This is a genomic window from Acidovorax sp. DMC1 (assembly GCF_056314325.1).
Genome location: NZ_JBQUYO010000001.1, coordinates 775,372 through 800,122, shown reverse-complemented (window position 1 = coordinate 800,122; position 24,751 = coordinate 775,372). Strand labels below are relative to the sequence as shown.

The following is a 24,751-nucleotide window of genomic DNA, read 5'->3' as shown; positions in this document are numbered from 1 at the left end:
TTCCTTTCGCGAGACGCATTTCATGGTCACCAAAAAACCCAAGGGCCTCGGCCGAGGCCTGGAAGCCCTGCTGGGCCCCAAGGTCGAAGACAAAGTGGAGCAGGCCCAGGCCGCCGAAGCGGGTCTGCCCAGCAGCCTGCCGCTGTCCGAACTGGTGCCGGGGGTGTACCAGCCGCGCACGCGCATGGACGAGGGCGCGCTGTACGAGCTGGCCGAGTCCATCAAGGCCCAGGGCATCATGCAGCCCATCCTGGTGCGGCGCCTCACGGGCGGGGAGCACGCGGGCAAGTACGAAATCATTGCGGGCGAGCGGCGCTTTCGGGCCTCGCGCCTGGCAGGCTTGGCCGAGGTGCCGGTGCTGGTGCGCGATGTGCCGGACGAGTCGGCCGCCGCCATGGCGCTCATCGAAAACATCCAGCGCGAAGACCTCAACCCCCTGGAAGAAGCCCAGGGCCTGCAGCGCCTGGTCAAGGAGTTTGGCCTCACGCACGAGCTGGCCGCACAGGCCGTGGGCCGCTCGCGCAGCGCGGCCAGCAACCTGCTGCGCCTGTTGAACCTGGCCGAGCCGGTGCAGACCATGCTGATGGCGGGCGACATCGACATGGGCCATGCGCGTGCACTGCTGTCGCTGGACCGCGCCGCACAGATCACGGCGGGCAACCAGATCGCGGCCAAGAAACTGTCGGTGCGCGAGGCCGAGGCGCTGGTCAAGAAGATCGGCGCCGAGTTCAGTCTGGTGCCACAAAAGCCCCAGAAGGAAAAGTCGCGCGACTTGAAGCGTGTGGAAGAAGAGCTGTCGGACCTGCTCATGGCCGAGGTCGAGGTGCGTGTGAAAAAACGCGTCAAGCGCAACGGCCGGGTGGAGGACATGGGCGAGCTGGCGATCCAGTTCGGGTCGCTGGAGGCGCTCAACGGGCTGATCGACCGCCTGCGCGGCTGACCCGCTCATCGCTCCGGGGCGCGGCGTTGTCGCCGCGCAAGATGGCGTGAAATAGCGCACAGAAACGGTTTCCACAAGTAATTTGCACGGGCAAAATGCGTCCTTGCGAGGCCTACACTGCGCTGCGTTCAACACACCCGGGTTGACCGCAAGGCCTCTTCACAGGGCGGCGACAAAGCCGCTTTGCGGCCCACGATGGTTTGCCGGGTGATCCCTGTATCTCCTGGAGCAGACCCGATGACAACCCCTTTGCGCTATCTGACCCCCGTCTGCCTGGCCGCCGGCCTGTGCATTGCCAGCCTGGGCGCCCAGGCCCAAAACACCAAGGCCCCCAAGGTGCAGCTGTGGATGGACCTGTCCACCGGCACCATGGCCGGCATGCCCGAGATGGACAGCCTGCCCGGTGGCGGCGGCATGCTCGGCGGCCTCATGGGGGGCATGGGCGGCGGCGCAGCGCCGGGCATGGGGGGCGGCAGCAACACGTCATACGGCAACGCCCGTGCCATGTCCATCATGCCGCCGCGGGTCATCGACATCGCCTTGCACAACAGCCTGCGCCCCGGCGTAGAAGCCAGCCAGTCCATCCCGCCCGGCATGCGCATGGGCGAGTCCCTACCTCTGATCCCCCCGCGCGCCCAGCCCACCCAGACCGAGCCGGGCGAAGTGCCCCGTGAGTACCAGCAACAGCAGCCCAAGGGCCGCATCCTGCTGTACTGGGGCTGCGGTAGCGCGGTGCGTGCGGGCCAGCCCCGCGTCATCGATCTGGCGCGTGCCAAGCCCTCCGACTACGCCCAGGCCTTTGCAGGCCGCGCTGTGCCCGACCGGGGCCCGCGCGTGGGCCCGGCCTATGCGCTGTACCCCAACGAACGCAACCAGGTCAGCCTGTCGCGGGAAAGCTCGGTGGTGGGCGAGCACCAGGTGCGGGGCGACGGCGTGCCTGCCTCGATGAAGTTCACGCTGGGCGCGGCGCAGGACCTGATGCCCGCCATCGACCTGCGCACTACTGGCAAGCCGCAGGACAGCATGGGCACCAGCTGGCAGCCGGTGCGCAATGCGCGCGCCTACTACCTGCACGCCATGTCGCAAAGCGGGGACGACCTCATCATGTGGTCCAGCGCCGAGACGCCCGACACCGGCATGGGTCTGTTCGACTACCTCTCGCCCGCCACCATCGACCGCTGGCTTAAAGAGCGAGTGCTGCTGCAGCCTGAGACCACGCAGTGCGCGATCCCCCAGGGCATCTTTGCGGGCGGTGGGCGCGATGCCACGCCCATGCTGCGCATGATGGCCTACGGTGGCGAGAGCCACATCGTGTACCCACCCCGCCCGGCCGACCCCAAGGCCGCGTGGGAGCCTGAATGGTCGGTGCGCGTGCGTGTGAAGTCGCACACCATGGCCATGCTGGGCGAGGAGATGCAGGGGCGCCGTGGCGGCATGGGCGCAGCACCCACTGCACCGTCGGGCGGCACAGGCGCTTATTCCAGCGGCATGGGTGGTGCGCCCGCAGGCCAGCCGCCCGCAGGCGACGGCGGCACGGAGGCAGGCAACGTGGTCAACCCCGTCAATCTGCTGCGCGGCATTTTTGGCCGCTGAGAACGGAGAACCATGCTCGCCCTGCGCATGCCCTGGCCCCTGCCCGCACTGGCGGCGTGGGCTTGCGCGTGGCTGATCTTTGTGGCGCTGCAGCGCGCGGTTCCACCGGTGGCCGCCTTTCTGGTGGCCTGCCTGCTGGGTACGGCTGCCAGTGTGCTGGGCGACAGCTGGTGGCGGCGCGGGCTGATTGCCGCCGGGTTCCCTCTGTCGCTGGCGCTGCTGGGGGCGGCCAGCCTGCCCACGTGGGCGTGGCTGGTGCCGCTGTCGTTGTTGTTGCTGGTCTACCCGCTCAATGCGTGGCGCGATGCGCCCCTGTTTCCCACACCGCGCCACGCGCTGCAGTCTCTGGCCGTGCAGGCACCGCTGCCGCTGGGCGCGCGCGTGCTCGATGCAGGCTGTGGCCTGGGCGATGGCCTCAAGGCCCTGCGCCATGCCTACCCGGCCGCCCAGCTGGACGGACTGGAGTGGAGCTGGCCGCTGCGCCTGCTGTGTGCCTTGCGCTGCCCTTGGGCCCGGGTGCAGCGTGCCGACATGTGGAAGGCCGACTGGAGCGCCTACCAGATGGTGTACCTGTTCCAGCGGCCCGAAAGCATGGCCCGCGCGGCCGCCAAGGCCCAGGCCGAGCTGGTGCCTGGCGCCTGGCTGGTGAGCCTGGAGTTTGCGGTGCCCGGCTGGCTGCCCAGTGCCCAGCTGCGTGCACCCGGTGGGCGGGTGGTGTGGCTGTACCGCATGCCGCGCCAGCCGCAGGAGGGATGACATGCACGCCAAGCAATCCATGCGCCCGCACCTGTGTCCGCCTGTGTCGCCGGCCCCACACGGTTACAGAAAAGATACAAGCTTTTGCTACATTGCGCGGCTGGCTACAACCCCATACACAAGAACCAAGAAACTCACAGCCAGAGGGGGGCGCACGCAGCACGTAACCGCGCCGGGAGGGGGCGCACGGGCTGCCAGCACCCGCCTTGACCGGACTTCCACCACGCACGCCGCATTCGCCGCACCCTCCTCTGGGTGGGGCTGCTGCGCGGCTGCGCGTGGGAAGCGCGGGGTGTTTCTGGTGAGCAACCGACCGATCTGCAAGGAGCATCCATGACCGCCCACCCATCCCGTTTCCGTCCGCGCCTGCTGTGGGTGCTGGCGCTGAGCGCTGCCCTCACCGGCTGCGCCACCATGCAGAGCCACGACAAAACGGCCACCGACATGCAGACCGCCGGGCGCAGTGGCGGCATCCCCGCCGCGCTGGCCAGCCTGGAGAGCACGGCCAAGACCGAAGAAGAAAAAACGGCGCTGCTCTTCAACATGGAGCGCGGTGAGCTGCTGCGCATGGACCGCCGCTACCCCGACAGTACCAACGCCTTCCTGCTGGCCGACAACAAGGTCAAGGAATGGGAAGAAACCGCCAAGACCAACCCCTCCAAGCTGATGGGCACCGTGGGCGCGGCCCTGGTGAGCGAGCGCCTGAAGGTCTACGAAGGCCAGGACTATGAAAAGGTGTGGCTGACCACGCGCCTGGCGCTCAACCGCATGGCCGTGGGCGATTTTGAAAACGCCCGTGTGGACATCAAGCGCACGCACGAGCGCGAAGCCATCATTGCCGAGTTCCGCGCCAAGGAAACCCTGGCGGCCGAAGAAGAGGCCAAGTCCAAGGGCGCCACATCGGGCGGCAAGGAGCTGAATGGCTACCCGGTCGAAACGCTCAACGACCCCGAAGTGCTGGCCCTCAAGAACGGCTACTCCAACGCGCTGTCCCACTACCTGGCTGGCTTCCTGTACGAAATGCTCAACGAGCCTGGCCTGGCTGCGCCCGGCTACCGCAAGGCCATCGAGCTCAAGCCCGACACCCCCGTGCTGGAAGAAGGCCTGCGCGGCCTGGACAACCGCACCGGTTTCACCTGGAAGCGCCGCCAGCGCATGACCGACGTGCTCTTTATCGTCGAGGCCGGTGACGCGCCTGCACGCAAGCCCAAGGCCTTCACCATCCCCGTGCCCACCGGCCGGGGCATGGTCACCGCCAGCATTTCGTACCCCGTGATCGAGCCCTCCAAGGACGCCCCCCTGACGGTGGTGTCGGCCGCCGGCACCGACCTCAAGCTCGAAAAAGTGGTGGACGTGAACGTGATGGCCCGCCGTGCGCTCAAGGACGAAATGCCCGGCATGGTGCTGCGCGGCTTCACCCGCGCTGTGGCCAAGGGCGTGCTGCAGAACGAGCTGCAAAAGCGTGGCGGCCTCATCGGCGGCCTGATTGGCGCCGCAGCCTCGGTGGCCACCGAGCAGGCCGACGACCGCATGTGGCGCATGCTGCCCGGTCGCGTGTATGTGGCCCGTGGCTACCTGCCCCCTGGCGAGCACACTGTCTCCATCAACGGCCGCCAGTTGCCCCAGCCGATCAAGATCGACGGCCAGTACGCCCTGGTGCCCCTGCGCATGTATGACAACAGCGTGCTGATCGGCGACGTGGCCATGCTGGGCCAGCTGCCCACGGTGGCGGCGGCACCCCAGCCGGCCCCTGCAGCCGCTGCTGCGGCGCCCGCCGCTCCGGTGCGCACCACCAATAACAACCGCGCCCGCACCGTCCCGTCGTCCACCGTCAAGCCCACGGCCGCCCAGCCCGCTGCAGCCGCCAAGAACTGACCCCTGTTTCTGATCCCATTCAAGGAGCCTCTGGCATGAGAACCCGTTTTGTCCCCGCCGCGATCCCTGCCGTGCTGTGTGCGGCCCTGATGACCCTGGCTGGCAGCGCCAGCGCCCAACTGCATGACCCTGCCACACCGCTGGCCGTGGCCGCCAAGGTGGCCCTGCGCGGTGAGGCCAACAGCATCGCTGTGCGCGAGATGCGCATCGTGCGCAAGAACGACATCCTGGTGGTGCAGGCCGATATGGCCAACATGGGCCGCACCGACCGCACCGTGTTCTACCGCTTCAAGTGGCTGGACAACGTGGGCAACCAGGTGGGCGATGGCGAATCGTGGAAGCAGATGACGGTGCTGGGCCTGGGGCAGCAGACCGTCAAGAGCGTGGCGCCGACGTCTGCAGCCGTCGACCTGCGCCTGGAAATGAACGTAGAACCGCGCTAAGGACATGAAGCATCCCCTGAGTCGCTTCGCGCCTTCCCCCTCTCTCACGCTTCGCGTGGGAGGGGGACGCAGCCAGCGCGGCGGGGCGGCCCTTGCGCGGCTGCCCGCGCACGGGGAGCGCCAGTTTCAAGCGCAATAGGCCACGCGAAGCGCCTTCGATAAGACCATAGGAAACACACCATGAACCACCATCGCATCCAGCGCACTGCGCTCATCCTGGCCTTTGCCGCCAGCACCCTGGCCCTCTCGGCCTGCCAGAACCTGTCGTCGCCCACCGTGCGTTTTGACCGCCAGGTCAATTACGGTGATGCCAAGGCCGTCGAGCTGGTGACCAACGAATTCGGCTCCACCGACCTGCAGATGATTGCCGAGAAGATGACCGGCGGCTTGCTCGAAACCGGCATCTTCCAGGGCCGCCCCACGGTGACCATTTCCACCGTCAAGAACAAGACCAGCGAGTACATCGACACCACCAACGTGATGAACTCGATCCAGACCGCGCTGGTCAAGTCGGGCAAGGTGCGCTTTGTGCGCTCCATCAACGAGATGCAGGCCGGTGTGGACGAGCTGCAGCGCCAGAACCAGAGCGGCCTGTACAAGCAGGGCACCACCGCCAAGGTCGGCCAGATGACCGCCGCCAAGTACAGCATGGAAGGCGAGCTGACCAGCATCGTCAAGCAGAACAACACGACCAAGGACGTGTACTACAAGTTCACGCTGAAGCTGTTTGATGTGCAGGAAGGCACGATCGAATGGCAGGACGAAAAGGAAATCCGCAAGACAAGTAAGCGGTGACATCCCCCTGAGGCGCTGTGCGCCTTCCCCCTTCTCTCGGCTTCGCCGGGAAGGGGGACGCCGCCAGTGCGGCGGGGCGGCCCTTGCACGGCGGCCGCTGGCCTGGGCCGCGCCAGTTTCGAAGGATGTCGGTGCTGAAGCCACATCGCTCGATGAATTCATGACTTTCCGTTAGCTCACAAGGAGCACACCATGCAACGCAGAATCACCCTCCACACGGCCCTGGCCGTGATCGCGGCCACCACGCTGGCCTGGGGCACGGGCGCGCAGGCGCAGCAGCCCGGCGCCGCGCCCAAGATCGCCGTGACCGACCTGGCCTACGCCCAGCGCGTGTCCGAATACTTCATGGCCGGCACCTACCAGCGCAGCAGCCAGATGAGCGCGCAGGGCAGCCAGGGCGGCAGCCACAGCCACGGCATGTACGGCGGCGGGGGCTCATACTCCGGCCAGCAGTCCATGCAAGCGTCTGAGCAGGCCAGCGGCACCTATGTGGCCGGGCGCTACAGCTACATCGAGCAGCGTGAACTGGGCGGCTACACCAACGACATCAAGGGCGCCATCCTGCAGGGCACGTACTTCCGCCTGGTGCAGGGCAAGGGCTTTGACGCTGGCAAGCCCCAGCCCAGCAAGGCCGAGCAGGTGCTCAACCAGGTGCAGGGCGGCAAGATGGCCACGCCCCAGGCACAGCCCCAGGTCAACGACGTGATCACCCGCATCAAGAAGGGCGAGTTCAACGGCGCCGACTACGTGCTGTTTGGCGTGGTGTCCAGCATCGAGTTCACCGACGCGCTCTCGCCCCTGCAGGGCACCACCAGCGCCACGCGCCAGTACGGCCTGCAGCTGCTGGCCGACTTCTCGCTCATCAACACCAAGACCTACGAGATCAAGGCCGCGTTCTCCGCCCAGGGCGAAGGCAACGACACCAAGATCCTGTCGATCCGTGGCGACATTGCGCCCCCCAACCGGGCCAAGGTGATGCGTGAAACCTCGTTATCGCTGGCGCAGGACGTGTACCAGCAGCTCGCGGTGCAACTGGGCTACACCGACGCGAATCTGGCGCGCGGCGTGCGTCCACCGGTGGTGTACCAGCAGGGCGGCCAGCCCATGCCTGTGCCGCAACCGCAGCAGCCCGAGCAGGTGCTGATCCTCAAGTAAGCCGCCGTGCGCCCCACCGTGCACCCGCAGCCCTCGCGGGCCCCGGCCCGTGCGGTGCCTGCTCTCTCCAAGGCCAGCCCCGCGCTGGCCTTTTTTGCGTCTGCCGCCCTGGCCTTGACGCTGACGGGTTGCGTGGCCCCCCACGCACACGGGGGCGCGAGTGCTGCACAGCCGGCCCCTGTGATGCCCGCCATAGAACAGGGCCCGGCGCCGGACGCCGGGTTCATTCAGCGGGCCTTGCCGGGCGCGGGCGGCGCCGTGCTCCAGACCCTGCAGCGCGCGGAGCGCACCGCGCCGCTGCGCTACCGCGTGATCGTTATCCCCGGCTCGGGCTGCGCGGGCATGGGGCCCATCGCGGACCGCTACTTTGCGGGCCTGCTGCACGCGCAGGTGCTGGTGCTGCACAAGCCGGGCGTAGACCCCGGAGCCCGCACCGCCCCCGCCGACTGCCCGCACAGCTTTGTTTCGCTGGACCGGCATTCCACCTGGCTCGCACACGCCCGCGCGGCCTTGCGTGCCGATGCCCTGTTACGCCAGGGGCAGCCCGCGCTGCCGCAGCTGCTGGTGGGCATCTCTGAAGGGGCCGAGCTGCTTCCCGCGCTGGCCCCTGAGGTACCGCACCTGGCCGGATTGGTGCTCATTGGCGCCAGCGGGCTGGACCCGCAGGAGGCAGGGGCATTGCAGGCCCGCCGCCTGGGCGTGCAGGGCGACTGGGCAGCGCTGGGCCAGATCGTGGCGGGCGCTCCGCACGACAGCGTGGTGGTGCAGGGGCGCAGCCTGGGTTACTGGCGCGACCTGTGGAACTGGCCGCTGACCCTGCCCCTGCTGCAAGGTCCCTGGCCGCTGCTGCAGGTGTGGGGCAGCGACGATGCGCTGGTGCCCGCCGTGGCCTACACACGTTTTGCGGAGCTGGCCGCCTTGCGCACCGCGCCCTACTGTGCGCGGCGCATCGACGGTGCCGACCACGGCCTGCAGCGTGCCGCCGCAGGGATGGACGGCGTGCAGCAGGTGTGGGCCTGGACCGAGCAATGGGCCCGTCAACCGGCCGCCGGGCTGTGTGCGCCACTGCGACTGCTGCGAGAGCAGCAGGCTCCTAGCGCGGCCGGTACATCCTGAACAACTGCCCCGGCCCTACTGTGAAATAGTCCGCCGGGCCGCCGCCGCGCAGGATGTGCCCCGCATTGGCGGTGTCGTAAACACCGTCTTTCAGCAGCGCCTGATCGATGTGCACGGCCACCACCTCGCCCAGCACCAGCCAGGTGTCCACCGGGGCCCCGTCCACCCCCTGCAGCTGCAGGATCTGCGTGCTGCGGCATTCAAAGGTGACCGGGCTTTCGGCCACGCGTGGCGGGCGCACGCGGGTGGAGGGCAGGGGGGTGAGGCCGGTCAGGTCGAACTCGCTGACCTCGGGCGGCACGGCGGCGCAGCTCTGGTTCATCACCTCGGCCAGATCGCGGGTGGCCAGGTTCCACACGAACTCGCCCGTGGCGTGCACGTTGCGCACCGTGTCCTTGTAGCCAATGCTGGCAAAGCCCACGATGGGCGGCACGTAGTTGAACGCGTTGAAGAAGCTGTAGGGCGCCAGGTTGGTGGCGCCTGTGGCGCTTTGCGTGGAGATCCAGCCAATGGGGCGCGGCCCCACGATGGCGTTGAACGGGTCGTGCGGCAGGCCGTGGCCCTGGCGGGGTTCGTAGCTGTGGAAGGTGCGTGCGGGCGGTGGGGTGGTCATGGGGCTTTGCGGGCAGTGACAGACAGCCAGTACCTTAGCGGTAGACGCAGCACGCTGCGGTCACGGGGGTATCAATGCGCTCACCTTTTAATAGCTGTTAACGCTTGTTGGATGGGCGGAAAGGGCTTGTTGGAGTGCTGAAGCACCGACCCTTGGCTCAGCGGGTCGGGCTGGGCGCGGCGCAGATGCCGGGGGTGGCGCGCGGCGGAACGGTGCACACCATGCGCAGCTGTGCGGAGAACGTGCCCTGGCCGATGCCGGAGCTCGACGCCGTCAACCAGGAGACCTGCTGGCGCACGCGCTCCAGCGCCGCGCGGACCTCCGCCTCGCTGCCGCTTCCCTCCAGCTCGACCAGCTGGCCGCGCTTGCCGTCGCGCAGCACCAGCTTGGTCAGCGTTACCCCGTTGCCCAGCACCGGGCGCAGCGCGTCTTCCACCTGTTGTTGGGTGTAAGCGCTGCCCGTCGCTGGCAGGCACACGCTGCGGTCACCCGGCGCTGCGCACAGAAAGGTGACGAGCACGCGGTAGGCCACCTGGTCTGCCTCGCGCCGAACCCAAGCCACCTGCGAACTGCGCACCTCGCCCGAGCGCTCCAGCGCCTGTGCCCACTCGCGCACGGCCGCGTCATCGGGTGCGCGGCCTTCCAGCGCCGCACCGTCCTTCCACAGGTCGATCTTGCCCAGGGTCACGCCGCGTGGCAGCAGCGGCTGCAGCACATCGCTGACACGCTGGCGCGGCGAGACGGGCTCACCGCTGGCAGCCTGCGCGCCCGAGGGAGGCGGAGCGCCAGGGTCGGGCGTCGGCAGTACCGGCCGGGGGCCGGCAAGGCCCATCACCTCCTGTTGCAGAGCGTGGGTTTCATCCCGCAGGGCGCTGGTCAGGGGCATGGGGTTCACGCGGCCCGCAGGCACTTTGAGCGCGCTGACGGGGCCATCGATCCAGATCGGGTATTCCAGTGCGATCTTGCCCGGCGCGCTGGCCGGCTGGTAGTAGCCTGCTTCTGTGTCTGCGCCAATGCGGATGGAAAACCGTGCCCGGGTGGTGGTGGCTGACACCCCCACGTGGCGCGCATCCATGTCGTGGAACAGCAGCGCTGTGCTGCGTTGCGAGCTGGCCAGCTGCAGCCACTGGACCTGCCCTGTACCACCCGCCACCACCGATGCGTTGGAGCTCACGCTCAGCAGCCCCAGGCGCGCCTCATGGAACCACAGCTTCATGCCGTGGCTAGGGTTCAGGCTCATGCGCAATACCGGCAGGTCCACCCGGTCAAAAAGCACCTTCAGGTTGTCACCGCGTAACAGCAGTTCGTGGGCTGTGGCCAGCTGCAGCGTGAAGCACACTGCAGTGTTGTCAGCGCCCACGCGCGGAACGGCCGACGCGCCCTGCGCGGCGCTGATCGTCACGTCGTACGGCCTGGGGCGGCTGCTACCGTGGCGGTCCACACTGTAGGTGGTGTCGGCGATCTGGAACGTCCCTCGCCCGAGGAACAGCCGGTTCTCCGCACCCGACACCACGCGCACCGTGCAGTCGTTGGCGATGATGTGCACATGCCGCAAGTTTCCCAGCCGGCCCGTGGCCGGGTCCCAGGGGCGCTCGCGGGCGTCGCGCAGCAGGTTGGCGCGTTCGATCAGCGTGTCGGGTGTGACGTCCAGCGACGCGGCGTGGGCCAGTGCAAGGGGCGCGCACACCAGCGCGACCAACATCAGGGAACGAAGAGTGCGTGGAGTGCGAAGGGGTGTCATGTTGTTCCATGGTACCGATGCACTGGCACCCTGTACTCACCTCCCTCACTGCGGTACCGGCTGCTGCTGCCCCAGAAACCGCCCCGGCGGCTGCCCCACCGACTTGCGCACCATGGCGCTGAAGGCGCTGGGGCTGTAGCCCAGTTCGGCGGCGATCTGGCCCATGGGCATGCGGCCGGCGGCCAGCGACACGGCCTTGGCCAGGATGACTTGCTGGCGCCACTGGGTGAAGGTGCTGCCCAGCTCGGAGCGGAACAGCCGCGCCACGGTGCGGGGGCTGGCACCCGTGTCCTGCGCCCAGTCGGCCAGGGTGTCGTGGCGCGTGGGGTCGGCCAGCACGGCCTCGCACAGGTGGCGCAAGCGTTTGTCCTGGGGCAGGTCCACGCCCAGCTTCACGGCGGCGGCGCGGGCCAGTTCGCCCCTGACCAGGGCGCTCAGATGCTGTTCGCGCCGCAGGTCGGCGGTGCTGATCGTGGGGCCGCCGTCGGGCGTGGTGGGCATCTCGCGCACCAGGGCGCGCAGCAGGTCGGACACCTCCAGCACGCGGCACTGGCGCCAGGCGTCTTCCTGGTCGCGCGGCACGCCGGGGCCACAGCGGCCCCGGGGCTGGTGGAAGTAGAGCGTGCGCAGGTCGGCGTCTTCGACCATGGTCACGGCATGTTCCACGCCGGGCGGAATCCACAGCGCGCGCGATGGCGGCACGATGTAGGTGCCGTGGTTCACCGTGAGGCGGATCACGCCCGTGGTCGATATCGCCACCTGAGCCCACGGGTGGCTGTGGGGCATGACCTGCGTGTCGGCGGCCAGCCAGCGCAGCTTGGCGCGCACCGGGCGGGCGGCTGTGGGCACAAACAGCTCGGGCGTGAGCGAGTCCACGTACGACATGCCGCGCGGCTTGCCGGCGGGCGCGCGGGACACGGCCTGGGCCGCAAAGTGTTCCCCCCCCGGTTCGGCGGGCACGGCGAGTTCAGTGGGCGGGTTTGGCATGTTTGCGATAGAAGTTGTCTGCCTATCGTAAACCTGCCGAGGCCATGCTGCCTAAGATCGAGCCCATGACTGCTTCCACCTCCGGCGCTACCGCCACCATTGCCAACCCCGTCCCCCTGCGGCAGGACGCCCGCACCATCGGCCTCATCGGCCTGGCCCACGGCAGCTCGCACTTCTTTCACATGCTGCTGCCGCCGCTGTTTCCGTGGCTGATCGGGGAGTTCGGCTTCAGCTATTCCGAGCTGGGTCTGCTGGTGTCGGTGTTCTTCGTGATCTCGGGCGTGGGCCAGGCGCTGTCGGGCTTCCTGGTGGATCGCGTGGGTGCGCGGCCGGTGATGTTTTTTGCGCTGTCGAGCTTTGCCGCCGCAGGCCTGGCGGCGGGCACGGCGCAGGGCTACACGGGCCTGCTGCTGGCGGCGGCTTTGGCCGGGCTGGGCAATGCGCCGTTCCACCCGGTGGACTTCACGATTCTGAACAAGCGCGTGTCGCCACGGCGCCTGGGTCATGGTTTTTCGGTGCACGGCATCAGCGGCAACCTGGGCTGGGCGACGGCGCCGGTGTTCATGGCGGGCATTGCCACGGCCACGGGCTCGTGGCGCACGGCCTGCCTGTGCGGCGGCCTGCTGGCCCTCACGGTGCTGGCCATCATGGTGTGGAACCGCGATGCGATTGACGACCGCCAGGGCGCCTGGGCGCATCAGGCCAAGGGCGGTGCAGCGGCGGCGAAGCCCGAGCACCCCATGGCCTTCCTCAAGCTGCCCTCGGTGTGGCTGTGCTTCTCGTTCTTCTTCTGGAGCACCTGCGCACTCAGCGCCATCCAGAGCTTTGCCAGCCCGGCGCTGCAGTCCATGTACGGCCTGCCGCTGAGCGTGACGGCCATGGTGGTCACGGGCTACATGCTGTGCGGCGCGGCGGGCATGCTGGTGGGCGGCTTTCTGGTGGGCCGTGTGCAGCGGCTGGAGAAGATCATCTCCGTGTGCCTGCTGGGCTCGGCCGCTCTGCTGGTGGTGGTGGCCTCCGGGCTGCTGCCGGGCATGGTGGCGCTGGTGGTGGCCTCGGTGGCAGGGCTGGGCACAGGACTGGCCGGGCCTTCGCGTGACATGCTGATCAAACGCGCCGCGCCCCCCGGCGCCACGGGCCGCGTGTATGGCACGGTGTATTCGGGGCTGGACCTGGGCTTTTGCCTGGCGGCACCGGTGTTCGGCGCCATGCTGGACCACGGCATGACGGCGGGCATCTTCTACGGCTCGGCCGTGACCCTGGGCCTGAGCGTGGTGTCGGCGGCGCTGGTGGGGGTGGGCGTGGCCGCACGGGCTTCGCGGCCCGTGCCTGCGGCGGCCTGAAAGGCCGATGGGGGAGGGGATACGCACGGCGGCCAGCACGCCGCGCGGGCCTGTGTTGCAATCGCGGTCGGTGGCGCCGGGGCCCTGGTTGGCAGGGCCCAGAGCGGCGCCCTCTGTTTTCAACACACTTCCAGGACCTCGCCCATGACGAACCCCATGTACAACGCCAGCATCCCTGTCTTTCGCCAGATGCTGGGCTCGCTCCAGGACATCCTGGCCAAGACCGAGGCCCATGCCACGGCACGCAAGATCGAGCCGGACGCGCTGCTGCAGGCCCGCCTGTTCCCCGACATGTTCCCCATGGCCCGCCAGGTGCTGATCGCCTGCGACTTTGCCAAGGGCGTGGCCGCGCGCCTGGCCGGTGTGGAGGTGCCTTCGCTGCCCGACGCCGAGCGCTCCGGTTTTGCCGACCTGAACGAGCGCATCAGCACCGTGCTGGCGTTCATCGACAGCCTTCCGCAAGCCGCGTTTGCCGAGGCCGCCACGCGCCAGATCACCATCCAGCCCGGCACGCCGCGCGAGAAGCAGTTTGTGGGCGAACACTACCTGCTGCACTACGGCCTGCCCCAGTTCTTCTTCCACGTGAACGCAACCTACGCCATCGCACGCCACAACGGCGTGGAGCTGGGCAAGCGCGACTACATGGGCAAGTTCTGACCCTGGGCCCTGTCCCGGGGCGCCAAGGTGCCCCGGGTGCTGCCGTGTGGGGCCAGGCACGCAGATGTGGGCAAAAATGGCCCGTAGCGCTAGTGAAACATGCCTGAGGTGCTATCAAACTTGTAGTTTTAGACACGGCGCCCGGCGCGGACAAAAAAGACAACGGAGACCCGACCCATGCCCACCCCCTACGTCACACCACGCACCCTGCCAGCCCTGGCGCTGGCCGGCGTAACCTGCCTGCTTTCGGCCTGCGCGCCGGTGCCTGTACAACCACCAGCCTCGGCGCCGGTGAGTGCCGCTGCTGAGGCTGCGCCCACGGCCACCCCGTGCCCCAAGGACCTGGCGCCCATCGCCCGCTGCCTGTCGGGCAAGGATTCGGCCGGTGCGTATTACCTGGTGGCGGTGCCGCAGCAGTGGAACGGCCACCTGGTGCTGCACGCCCACGGCGGCCCGGCCCTGGGCGCGCCGAAGATGGAGCGGTCGGTGGAAGACCTGGAGCGCTGGGCCATCATGGTTCGCGCGGGGTATGCGTGGGCGGGCAGCACCTTCCGCCAGGGCGGCGTCGAGGTGCGTGCCGCCGCCGAGGACACCGAGCGGCTGCGCCAGATCTTCGTGCGCCATGTGGCCCAGCCGAAGCGCACCATCCTGCACGGCCAGTCCTGGGGCGCCAGCGTGGCGGCCAAGGGGGCCGAGATGTTCCAGACCACGGCAGATGGTAAGCGCCCGTATGACGCCGTGTTGCTCACCAGCGGCGTGCTGGCGGGCGGCACCCGCTCGTACGACTTCCGCACCGACCTGCGCGTGGTCTACCAGTACCTGTGCAACAACCACCCCCGGCCCACCGAGGCGCAGTACCCGCTGAACATCGGCCTGCCTGCCGATGCGGCGATGACGCAGGCGGACCTGGCCGCGCGCGTGAACGAATGCCTGGCGCTGAACAAGCCGGTGGCCGAGCGCACGCCCGAGCAGCAGCGCAAGGTCCAAACCATCGTGGACGTGATCCGCATCCCGGCCAGCTCCATCCAGGGCCACATGAACTGGGCCACCTTCCACTTCCGCGACGTGGTGCAGCATCGCACGGGCGGCGCCAGCCCGTTTGGCAACCGGGGCGTGTTGTACCGGGGCTCGCCCGACGATGCCGCGCTGAACGCCGCCGTGCTGCGCTACCGGGCCGACCCTGCTGCCGTGGCCCGCTTTGCGCAGGACACGGACCTGACCGGCCGCATCCCCGTGCCGGTGCTCACCGTCAAGGGCGTGGACGACCCCACGGCCTTTGTCGAACTGGACGCGGCCTTTCAGGCCACCATGGCGCAAGGCGGCAGCGCGGAGCGCCTGGTGCAGACCTTCACCCAGCACAACACCCACAGCTACCTGAGCGACCCCACCTACCCCACGCTGATGACCGCGCTGCTGCGCTGGGTGGACGAGGGCGCCAAGCCCACGCCCGAGGGCATTGCCCAGCAGTGCCCGGCCAACGAGGCGCGTTTTGGCAAGGGCTGCGCCTTTGTGCCGGCCTATGTGCCCAAGCCCTTGAGCAGCCGCGTGGCAGACCGCGACCGGCCCTGAGAACGTGGCTCTGGGGGCTGCGCGGCAGACGGAGCATCGACTGCGGCGCACGGCCCTCGGTGGTCGCGCTAACTCCCAGGTCCCGAAATAAAAAAGGCCCCGCACTGCGGGGCCTTTGCGTTGGAGCGGCCGAAAAGGATCAGGCCACCGAAGCCAGCGCCTTGTTCAGCGTCTCGCTGGGGCGCATCACGGCGTCCAGCTTGGCCACGTCGGGCAGATAGTAGCCACCGATGTCGGTGGGCTGGCCCTGCACGGCGTTCAGCTCTTGCACGATCTTCTGCTCGTTCTCGGTCAGCTGCTTGGCCAGGGGCGCGAACTTGGCGGCCAGTTCGGCGTCCTCGGTCTGCGCGGCCAGCTCTTGCGCCCAGTACAGGGCCAGGTAGAACTGGCTGCCGCGGTTATCCAGCTGGCCGGTCTTGGGCGAGGGGTTCTTGTTGTTGTCCAGCAGCTTGCCCGTGGCGGCATCCAGCGTCTTGGCCAGCAGCTTGGCGCGGGGGTTGTTGTTCTTGAGGCCCAGGTCTTCCAGCGACACGGCCAGCGCCAGGAACTCACCCAGCGAATCCCAGCGCAGGTGGTTTTCTTCCACCAGCTGCTGCACGTGCTTGGGGGCCGAGCCGCCCGCACCGGTTTCGTACATGCCGCCACCGGCCATCAGCGGCACGATGGACAGCATCTTGGCCGAGGTGCCCAGTTCCATGATGGGGAACAGGTCGGTCAGGTAGTCGCGCAGGATGTTGCCGGTGGCGCTGATGGTGTCCAGGCCACGGATCACGCGCTCCAGCGTGTAGCGCATCGCACGCACCTGGCTCATGATCTGGATGTCCAGGCCAGTGGTGTTGTGCTCGTGCAGGTACATCTTGACCTTGGTGATCAGCTGCGCTTCGTGCGGGCGGTACGAGTCGAGCCAGAACACCACGGGCATGCCGGAGTTGCGGGCGCGGTTCACGGCCAGCTTCACCCAGTCGCGGATCGCGGCGTCCTTGACCTGGCACATGCGCCAGATGTCGCCTTGCTCCACGTTCTGGCTCAGCAGCACTTCGCCAGTGGCCAGGTCGGTGATGTTGGCCACGCCGTCTTCAGGGATTTCGAAGGTCTTGTCGTGCGAGCCGTATTCTTCGGCCTGCTGCGCCATCAGGCCCACGTTGGGCACGGTGCCCATGGTCTTGGGGTCGAACGCGCCGTGCCACTTGCAGAAGTTGATGATCTCCTGGTAGATGCGGGCGAAGGTCGATTCGGGCATCACGGCCTTCACGTCCTTCAGGCGGCCGTTGGCGTCCCACATCTTGCCGCCGTTGCGGATCATGGCGGGCATGGAGGCGTCCACGATGATGTCGTTGGGCGAGTGGAAGTTGGTGATGCCCTTGGCCGAGTCGACCATGGCCAGCTCGGGGCGGTGCTCGTGGCAGGCGTGCAGGTCCCGCTTGATCTCGTCGCGCTGGCTTTGCGGCAGCGTCTCGATCTTGGTGTACAGGTCCACCATGCCGTTGTTCACGTTCACGCCCAACTCTTCAAAGGTCTTGGCGTGTTTGGCGAATGCGTCCTTGTAGAAGATGCGTACGCAGTGGCCGAACACGATGGGGTGGGACACCTTCATCATCGTGGCCTTCACGTGCAGCGAGAACATCACGCCCGTCTTGCGTGCGTCTTCGATTTCCTTCTCGTAGAACTCCAGCAGCGCCTTCTTGCTCATGAACATGCTGTCGATCACTTCGCGGTCCAGCAGGCTGACCTTGGGCTTCAAGACGATGGCCTTGCCGCTCTTGGTGATCAGCTCCATCTTCACGTCACGCGCCTTGTCCAGCGTCATGGACTTTTCGCCGTGGTAGAAGTCGCCAGCGTGCATGTGCGACACGTGAGAACGCGATGCCTGGCTCCACTCGGCCATGCTGTGCGGGTTCTTGCGGGCGTATTCCTTCACGGCCTTGGGGGCGCGGCGGTCGGAGTTGCCTTCGCGCAGCACAGGGTTCACGGCCGAGCCGGTGCACTTGCTGTAGCGGGCCTTGATTTCTTTCTCTTTGTCGTCCTTGGGCTGGTCGGGGTAGTCAGGCAGCGCGTAGCCCTTGGACTGCAGCTCGGCGATGGCGGCCTTGAGCTGCGCGACGGACGCGGAGATGTTGGGCAGCTTGATGATGTTGGCATCGGGCTGCAGCGTCTTCTTGCCCAGCTCGGCCAGGTTGTTGGGCACGCGCTGTTCTTCGGTCAGGTAGTCGGGGAACTCACCCAGGATACGTGCCGCCACCGAGATGTCGCTCTCCAGCACGTTGATGCCTGCCGGCGCCGCAAACGTGCGGATGATGGGCAGGAAGGAAGCCGTGGCCAGACGGGGTGCCTCGTCGGTCAGGGTGTAGATGATGGAAGGTTGCTGGGTCGTCATGGCTTGTCTCACGAAACAGAGTAGGTAGATGCCCCCGGCTGCGTCGCAGCGGGGCCAAACGCGGATGCTCTCTGATTCTCCTTGCTCGGGGCTGTCACAGCCCGCTATTTTTGCAATCGAATCTCACAATGCAAAATTATCATAAGTCCAGGGCACTTTTTTTCACCAAATAGGTGGTAATCACCCTGCGGCCCCCTGCAGTTTGATCGTCTTGGCGCCCGCGCGCCACCCCCTGCAGACCCTACGACAAAGTCCCTGGAACAGCCACCACCCGGCCCGGCAGCACCGCAAACTGCGCCCAGTGCGCGGGCAGGGTGTCGGGCGCCGTGCCGGTGAAGGCCCCGAAGGCGGGCAGGACCAACTGCCCGTCACCCCAGCCAAAGCAAGGCGCCCGCAGCGCATCCCGCGCCGGGCCGCGCAGCCGCAGCGTGGGGTGCAGGTGCCCGGCAATCACCGTGTGGCCCGCCACGGCCTGTGGGTGGTGGCAGGCCAGCACCGGCGCATCGGCACAGGGCAACCAGGGCTCGTTGACCAGCGCCAGAGCCAGCGCCGCCGGCGGGTCGCCCGCGTGCTGGTCGTGATTGCCGCGCACCAGAGTCATCGCCACATGCGCATGGCGCTGGCGCCAGGGCAGCAACTGCTGCCACAGCGCATCGGCAGCGCCGCTGCGCGCGTGCAGAAAATCCCCCAAGAACACCAGGTGGTCAGCACCAGTGGCAGCCAGCACCGCATCCAGCCGGACCAGGTTGTCGGCCGTGGTGCCATGGGGCACCGGCTGGCCCGCGCGGCGGAAGGTGGCCGCCTTGCCGAAATGCACATCCGCCACCATCACCATGCGCGCCGCGGGCCACCACAGCGCGCGCTGGGGCAACAGCTGCAGGGCCGTGCCGCAGGGCAGGGTGATGGCATGCGCACCCATGGGGAGCGCAGGGACGGCCTGCGTCTCGGGGACGGATGTGTGGAAGGGAAGCGTGGTCATCATGCTCAGAATCCGTGGCGTCCGCGGGCGCGGCGGGGGGCGTCCCCAGCCGCAGCCTGGCGCGCGCGTGGTGTGCGGGGCCCAGAGCTTTCGGGCAGGTCCCACACCATGTCCGTGGGCTGCACTGCGTGCTGCGCAAGGTGGGTGCCGGTGGTGACGTCGGCCGCCTGCTCCAGCGCCTGCACCATGCGCGCCAGCCGGTCGGCCAGGGTCTCGGTGCTCAGGCGCTCGCGAAAGCGCTCCACCATCAGCGGCAGGGCGAATGGTGTGGGGCGCTCCAGCGCGTGGATGGACAGGGTCTGCGCCTGCATGCCGCGCAGTGTGTGCGCCAGGCGCTCCATGTCCAGCTCGTTCGTCAGCAGCTCGGCACGGGCCTGGGCCAGCAGCAGGTTGCCCGGGTCGTACTGCGCAAACACGTCGTAGTACAGCGAGGACGAGGCCTGCAGCTGGCGGCTGCTGCGCTGCTCGCCCGGGTGGCTTTGAAAGATGAGCCCGGCAATGCGCGCGATCTCGCGAAAGCGCCTGCGCGCCATCTCGGTGGCGTTCAGGCTGGCCAGCACTTCCTCTTCCAGCCCGCTACCGATGGTGGTGTGCGTGCCCTCGCCAATCAGGCGCGGCAGCAGCGTGGCCCAGTCCACGGGCTTGGCCGACAGCAGCTCCAGCCCGTAGTCGTTGACCGCGATGGAGAAGGTGTTGGGCACCTGCTGCGACGCGCGCCAGCCCAGCAGCCCGGCCAGCCCCAGGTGCACCAGGCGCCCCGCCAGCGGGTACAGGTACAGGTGCCATCCCTCGCGGGTGTGCAGCGTCTCGGCCACCAGGCGGCTGGGTGTGGGCAGGGCCGACCAGGCCTGCTGCAGCTCCAGCAGCGGCTGGGCGCAGCGCATCTCGGGCGTGGTGAACGCGCCGCGCTCGGCCTGCGCCAGCTTTTCCAGCATCGCATCGGCCAGCGTGTTCGACAGCGGCATGCGCCCGCCGCTCCAGCGCGGCAGGGCGGCGCTGCCCTTGGGGGCGATGCGCACATAGGCCGTCATCTGCTGGGTGCGCACCAGCTCCAGCAGCCGGCCTGCAAACATGAACACATCGCCCTTGCGCAGCCGCGCGATGAAGCTCTCTTCCACAGAGCCCAGGCGCCCGCCGCTCACAAACTGCACCTGCATGGCGGCGTCGCTCACGATGGTGCCGATGTTGCTGCGGTGGCGGCGCGCTAGGCGCGCATCGGGCACGCGCCACACACCCTCGTCGTCCGGCACCACGCGATGAAAGTCCGGGTAGGTGGCCAGCGATGCGCCGCCCTGGCGCACGAACTGCAGCGCCCACTGCCAGTCGTTGTCAGTCAAGGCAGCGTAGGCCGGTGCGCGGCGCACTTCGGCCAGCAGTGCATCGGGCACAAAGCCGCCGCCCAGCGCCACGGTCACCAGGTGCTGCACCAGCACATCCAGCGGCGCACGCGGCGTGTGCCGGTCTTCGATGCGGCCCTGTGCCAGCGCATGGCGCGCGGCGGCGGCCTCCACCAGCTCCAGGCTGTGCGTGGGCACCAGCGTGATGCTGGAGCTGCGCCCCGGCGCATGGCCCGAGCGGCCCGCACGCTGCACCAGCCGCGCCACGCCCTTGGCCGAGCCGATTTGCAGCACCTGCTCCACCGGTAAAAAGTCCACGCCCAGGTCCAGGCTCGATGTACACACCACGGCCTTGAGCTGCCCGGCCTTGAGGCCTTGCTCCACCCAGTCGCGCACCTCATGCCCCAGCGACCCATGGTGCAGCGCGACGGTGCCCGCCCAGTCGGGTCGCGCCTCCAGCAGCGCCTGGTACCAGCGCTCGGCTTGCGACCGGGTGTTGGTGAATACCAACGTGGACGCCGCCGCTTCGATCGACTGCACCACCTGCGGCAGCAGGCTCAGCCCCATGTGGCCCGCCCACGCAAAGCGATCGGCCCGCGCGGGCAGCATCACCTGCACCTCCAGCCGCTTGTCGATACGGCCCTGCAGGAGCACGGCGGGCGGTGGGTGCGTCACGCCGGGTGCACTGGGCATAGGTTGGGGCAGCAAGGTGTGCAGGGCCTCGTCCAGGTTCCCCAGCGTGGCCGACATGCCCCACACCTGCAGCGCCGGGTTCCAGCCCGACAGGCGCGCCAGCGCCAGCTGCACCTGCACGCCGCGTTTGTTGCCCACCAACTCGTGCCACTCATCCACCACCACCAAGCGCACGCTGGCCAGGCGCTCACGCGCATCGGCGCGGGCCAGCAGCAGCGAGACGCTTTCGGGCGTGGTCACCAGCAACGTGGGCAGGCGGCGATCTTGCGCGGCGCGCTCGCCGCTGGCGGTGTCTCCGGTTCGCAGGCCGCTGGTCCAGGTGGGGGCCAGGTCGGGCAACGGTGCCTGCAGGGCGCGCAGCGAATCGGCAGCGAGTGCGCGCATGGGCGTGATCCACAGCACGGTGAGGGGCGGTGCCGCAGCGCGGCGCGTGCGCAGGGCGGTGCGGGCGTTGGGTGCTTTGGGGGCTTCTTCGGGCGCAGGTGCAGCATCCGCCTGTGCCAAGTGCTGCAGCGCGCCCAGCCATACCGCATAGGTCTTGCCAGCCCCTGTAGTGGCATGCAGCAGGCCCGAGCGGCCCTCGCCCATCGCGCGCCACACGTCGTGCTGGAAGCCAAAGGGTTGCCAGCCCCGCGCCGCCATCCAGGCGGCTGCGGCACTCGGTGCCACCGGGGTCAGGGCCTTGCGCAGGCGGCGGGTGGTGCTCATGCCGCAACGTCCTGCCCGGGCAACAACGCCATCAGCGTTTGCAAGGTATCGGCCTCGGCCACGGGTTTGTCCTGCCGCCAGCGCAGCATGCGCGGAAAGCGCACGGCAATGCCGCTCTTGTGGCGTGGGCTCTTTGCGATGCCTTCAAAGCCCAGCTCAAACACCAGCGTCGCATCCACGCTGCGTACGGGGCCAAAGCTTTCGCGCGTGGTCTTGCGGATGATGGCGTCCACCTGCGTAATCTCGGCATCGGTCAGGCCCGAATAGGCCTTGGCAAAAGGCACGAGCTGGCGCTCCGGGTCGTCCTGCGGCCCGGTCCACACGGCGAAGGTGTAGTCGGTGTAGAGGCTGGCACGGCGGCCGTGGCCGCGCTGGGCGTAGATGAGCACGGCGTCCACGCTCATGGGGTCGATCTTCCACTTCCACCACACGCCCACATCCTTGGTGCGGCCCACGCCGTACTGCGCGCTGCGGTGTTTGAGCATGAAGCCCTCGGTGCCCATGCTGCGCGCGGCCTCGCGCTGGCGCGCCAGGTCCGGCCAGTCGGCGCCGTGCAGCAACTCGCTCAGGCGTAAGGTCTTGTGCGGTGCGGCTGCGGCTGCGGCTGCGGCTGCGGGTGCGGGTGCGATATTGGTGTCGTCAGGCCGTTGCAGCGTGGCCTCCAGCAGCGCGCGGCGGGCCTGCTGCGGCTCTTGGCGCAGGTCTTGCCCCGCGTGCTCCAGCAGGTCGTAGGCCACCAGTACCACGGGCAGTTCGCGCAGCAGCTTCGGGCCCAGGGTCTTGCGGCCCAGGCGCTTTTGCAGGTCGGCAAAGGGGCGGGGCTGAGGCTCGCCCGGCAACCACACCAAGATCTCGCCATCGACCACCGTGCCGTCAGGGAGCTGCACCATCGCGGCCTCGGCCAGTTCGGGGAAGCGGTCGGTCACTAGTTCCTCCCCGCGCGACCAGACCCACGCCGCGCCCGCGCGCCGCACGATCTGCGCGCGGATGCCGTCCCACTTCCATTCCACCAGCCAGTCGCCGGGTGTGCCCAGCAGTGCAGGCATTTCGGCCGCGGGCTGGTTGAACGGGTGGGCCAAAAAGAAGGGGTAGGGCTGGCCCGCATCGGCGGCATCCGGCGTATTGGGATCGTCGTCCACCGGCGCGATCAGCGCCTGGTAGTCGCTGGCCTGCGGCTGCCGACCGATCTGCGTGTAGCCCATCAGCCGGTGCGCGATGCGCTTGGGGTCAAGCCCGCTCACGGTGGCCAGCGCCTGCGTCACCTGGAGGCGTGACACGCCCACGCGGAAGTTGCCGGTGATGAGCTTGAAGTACACAAAGCGCTGTTCGGGCGCCAGCCTGTCCCATTGCGTGCGCAGGCGGGCGTCGGCCTCGTCGGGCGGCAGGGCGCGCAGGGGCAGCAGCTGGGCCATCCATTCGGCCAGCGTCAGTTCGGTGGGTTGGGTGGGTGGGGGCAGCAGAAGCGCCAGGGTTTCGGCCAGGTCGCCCACGGCCTGGTAGCTTTCTTCGAACAGCCACTCGGGCAGGCCGGCAGCCTCTTGCGCCAGCGCCTTCAGGCGCTTGGTGGGCACCATCTGGCGGGGCTTGCCGCCTGCCAGAAAGTAGGTGGCCCAGGCCGCATCGGCGGGCGGTGCCGCGCGCAGGTACGCCACCAGCGCCGCGAGTTTGGCCGACTGCGCGGTGGTGGCGTCGAGCGCCTGGAACAGCTGGGCAAAGGCCTTCATGCCGCCCCCTCGGGTGCGGGTTGCCCGCTTGCTTCGGGCACAGCGCCTGCATCGTCCTCGTTGTCATCGGCACCGTATTCGGTCGCAAACACCTGGGCGTCCAGCCCCTGCTCGCACAGCCAGCGCACCATCACGGCCGTGCTGCCGTGGGTCACGATGACGCGCTCCGCGCCCGTGGCACCAATGGCTTGCTGCAAACTGGGCCAGTCGGCGTGGTCGCTCATTACAAAGCCCCGGTCCACGCCCCGGCGTCGGCGTGCGCCGCGCACCAGCATCCAGCCGCTGGCAAACGCGTCGGAGTGTTCGCCAAAGCGCTTGAGCCAGGGCGTACCGGCTGCCGATGGCGGGGCCAGCACCAGCGCGCGTTTCAGGTCCGCCTTGGTCAGGCCCGGGTTCGTCACACGCAGCGTGGGTGGCAAGGCTACACCGGCCGCGCGGTACACGGCGTTGAGCGGCTCCACCGCCCCATGCACCACGATGGGCCCGATGCTGGCATCTACCCCGTGCAGCAGCCGCTGCGCCTTGCCGAAGGCATACGCATACAGCACGCTGGCCTTGCCCGCCGCCGCATTGGCCGCCCACCAGGCATTGATGTCGGCAAATAGCGTGGGCTGCGACGGCCAGCGGTAGATGGGCAGACCAAAGGTCGATTCGGTGATGAAGGTGTGGCAGCGCACCGGCTCGAACGGCGGACAGGTGCCATCGTCTTCCAGCTTGTAGTCGCCCGAGGCCACCCACACCTGGCCGCCGTGCTCGATGCGCACCTGGGCCGAGCCCAGCACATGGCCCGCTGGGTGCAGCGACAGGCGCACGCCATGGTGGTCGACGACCTCGCCGTAGCCCAGCGTCTGCAGATCAATGCCCGCGCCCAGCCGGTTGCTCAGCGTGCCCGCGCTGTCCTCGTGTGCCAGGTAGTGGGCCGAGCCCATGCGCGCGTGGTCTGAATGGGCATGCGTGATCACGGCCCTATCCACCGGCCGCCAGGGGTCGATGTAGAAGTCGCCAGGCGGGCAATACAGGCCTTCGGGGCGGTGGACGATCAAGTCATTGCGGAGCATGCGTGTGGCATCGTAGGCGGCAAGGCAAAGTCGGTGGGGCCGCCCGGGTTTGCGCGGCGGGCTGTTACAGGCCTTTTGGGCATTCAATCTGCTGCATGCGCAGGTTTCATATGCCTTGTTTGCTATCAATAGTGAAGCGTTTGGTCTGCGGGGTCGTCCCGCTGCCGGAGCATGCCCTCCATCATCCCGTTGTGGATTGCGCCGTCTGCAGGACTGCGCCGCGTTCTGCGTACCTGCGTCTGTCTTTACTGCAGAACACCACGCCCGTAGGATGGCGTCGCCTGCGGCGCTGGCC

19 protein-coding genes are annotated in these 24,751 nt (G+C 68.4%); 11 read left to right on the top strand and 8 right to left on the bottom strand.

Annotation, left to right across the window (positions count from 1 at the left end):
• Nucleotides 1-22 precede the first annotated feature (22 nt).
• From ACT531_RS03735 to ACT531_RS03700, 8 genes are all read left to right on the top strand, one after another.
• Entirely contained in the window at nucleotides 23-940 is a 918-nt protein-coding gene (locus ACT531_RS03735) for a ParB/RepB/Spo0J family partition protein (RefSeq protein ID WP_110960593.1), read from the top strand.
• Between the two features lie 237 nt (nucleotides 941-1,177).
• Nucleotides 1,178-2,533 (top strand): hypothetical protein, encoded by a 1,356-nt coding sequence (locus ACT531_RS03730; RefSeq protein ID WP_476016513.1) that lies wholly within the window; start codon nucleotides 1,178-1,180, stop codon nucleotides 2,531-2,533.
• A 12-nt stretch (nucleotides 2,534-2,545) separates the two neighbouring features.
• Entirely contained in the window at nucleotides 2,546-3,289 is a 744-nt protein-coding gene (locus ACT531_RS03725) for a class I SAM-dependent methyltransferase (RefSeq protein WP_476016512.1), read from the top strand.
• Between the two features lie 333 nt (nucleotides 3,290-3,622).
• The gene (locus tag ACT531_RS03720; protein ID WP_060984338.1) at nucleotides 3,623-5,164 is read left to right on the top strand and encodes a COG3014 family protein; all 1,542 of its coding nucleotides are present in this window, start codon (nucleotides 3,623-3,625) and stop codon (nucleotides 5,162-5,164) included.
• A 35-nt stretch (nucleotides 5,165-5,199) separates the two neighbouring features.
• The gene (locus ACT531_RS03715; protein WP_015011927.1) at nucleotides 5,200-5,607 is read left to right on the top strand and encodes a YcfL family putative periplasmic lipoprotein; all 408 of its coding nucleotides are present in this window, start codon (nucleotides 5,200-5,202) and stop codon (nucleotides 5,605-5,607) included.
• Nucleotides 5,608-5,787: 180 nt separating this feature from the next.
• A complete protein-coding gene (gene lpoB, locus ACT531_RS03710; RefSeq protein WP_476016511.1) occupies nucleotides 5,788-6,402 on the top strand; it encodes a penicillin-binding protein activator LpoB in 615 nt (204 codons plus the stop codon).
• A 192-nt stretch (nucleotides 6,403-6,594) separates the two neighbouring features.
• On the top strand, nucleotides 6,595-7,557 hold the full coding sequence (locus tag ACT531_RS03705; RefSeq protein WP_056056992.1) for a hypothetical protein: 963 nt from the start codon (nucleotides 6,595-6,597) through the stop codon (nucleotides 7,555-7,557).
• Nucleotides 7,558-7,563: 6 nt separating this feature from the next.
• Entirely contained in the window at nucleotides 7,564-8,673 is a 1,110-nt protein-coding gene (locus tag ACT531_RS03700; protein ID WP_476016510.1) for an alpha/beta hydrolase, read from the top strand.
• On the opposite strand, the gene ACT531_RS03695 is transcribed toward ACT531_RS03700, so the two are convergent.
• The 3 genes from ACT531_RS03695 to ACT531_RS03685 form a co-directional block, all read right to left on the bottom strand.
• Nucleotides 8,651-9,286 carry a flavin reductase family protein gene (locus ACT531_RS03695; protein WP_476016509.1) on the bottom strand — a complete coding sequence of 212 codons (636 nt, stop codon included), beginning with the start codon at nucleotides 9,284-9,286 and terminating at the stop codon, nucleotides 8,651-8,653. The two genes, ACT531_RS03700 and ACT531_RS03695, sit on opposite strands and share 23 nt — an antisense overlap.
• A gap of 157 nt (nucleotides 9,287-9,443) precedes the next feature.
• A complete protein-coding gene (locus ACT531_RS03690; RefSeq protein ID WP_476016508.1) occupies nucleotides 9,444-10,988 on the bottom strand; it encodes a hypothetical protein in 1,545 nt (514 codons plus the stop codon).
• An 84-nt stretch (nucleotides 10,989-11,072) separates the two neighbouring features.
• Complete coding sequence (locus ACT531_RS03685) at nucleotides 11,073-12,014, bottom strand: AraC family transcriptional regulator (protein ID WP_476016507.1); 942 nt, start codon at nucleotides 12,012-12,014, stop codon at nucleotides 11,073-11,075.
• A 65-nt stretch (nucleotides 12,015-12,079) separates the two neighbouring features.
• Between ACT531_RS03685 and ACT531_RS03680 the strand changes: the two genes are divergently transcribed.
• From ACT531_RS03680 to ACT531_RS03670, 3 genes are all read left to right on the top strand, one after another.
• The gene (locus ACT531_RS03680) at nucleotides 12,080-13,357 is read left to right on the top strand and encodes an MFS transporter (RefSeq protein ID WP_476016506.1); all 1,278 of its coding nucleotides are present in this window, start codon (nucleotides 12,080-12,082) and stop codon (nucleotides 13,355-13,357) included.
• A gap of 144 nt (nucleotides 13,358-13,501) precedes the next feature.
• Nucleotides 13,502-14,014, top strand: a complete 513-nt coding sequence (locus ACT531_RS03675) for a DUF1993 domain-containing protein (RefSeq protein WP_476016505.1) — start codon at nucleotides 13,502-13,504, stop codon at nucleotides 14,012-14,014.
• Nucleotides 14,015-14,191: 177 nt separating this feature from the next.
• The gene (locus tag ACT531_RS03670) at nucleotides 14,192-15,583 is read left to right on the top strand and encodes a hypothetical protein (RefSeq protein ID WP_476016504.1); all 1,392 of its coding nucleotides are present in this window, start codon (nucleotides 14,192-14,194) and stop codon (nucleotides 15,581-15,583) included.
• Nucleotides 15,584-15,722: 139 nt separating this feature from the next.
• Here ACT531_RS03670 and ACT531_RS03665 read toward each other — a convergent pair whose 3' ends face one another.
• The 5 genes from ACT531_RS03665 to ACT531_RS03645 all read right to left on the bottom strand — a co-directional run bounded on the left by ACT531_RS03665 (nucleotide 15,723) and on the right by ACT531_RS03645 (nucleotide 24,456).
• Nucleotides 15,723-17,957: an NADP-dependent isocitrate dehydrogenase gene (locus ACT531_RS03665; RefSeq protein ID WP_110960585.1), complete on the bottom strand. Its 2,235-nt coding sequence runs from the start codon at nucleotides 17,955-17,957 to the stop codon at nucleotides 15,723-15,725.
• A gap of 241 nt (nucleotides 17,958-18,198) precedes the next feature.
• Complete coding sequence (gene pdeM / locus ACT531_RS03660) at nucleotides 18,199-18,936, bottom strand: ligase-associated DNA damage response endonuclease PdeM (protein WP_476016622.1); 738 nt, start codon at nucleotides 18,934-18,936, stop codon at nucleotides 18,199-18,201.
• A gap of 5 nt (nucleotides 18,937-18,941) precedes the next feature.
• Nucleotides 18,942-21,674 (bottom strand): ligase-associated DNA damage response DEXH box helicase, encoded by a 2,733-nt coding sequence (locus tag ACT531_RS03655; protein ID WP_476016503.1) that lies wholly within the window; start codon nucleotides 21,672-21,674, stop codon nucleotides 18,942-18,944.
• Entirely contained in the window at nucleotides 21,671-23,398 is a 1,728-nt protein-coding gene (locus ACT531_RS03650) for an ATP-dependent DNA ligase (RefSeq protein WP_476016502.1), read from the bottom strand. Before ACT531_RS03650 ends, ACT531_RS03655 begins: the two co-directional genes overlap by 4 nt.
• Complete coding sequence (locus ACT531_RS03645; protein WP_476016501.1) at nucleotides 23,395-24,456, bottom strand: ligase-associated DNA damage response exonuclease; 1,062 nt, start codon at nucleotides 24,454-24,456, stop codon at nucleotides 23,395-23,397. Before ACT531_RS03645 ends, ACT531_RS03650 begins: the two co-directional genes overlap by 4 nt.
• Between the last annotated feature and the right edge of the window lie 295 nt (nucleotides 24,457-24,751).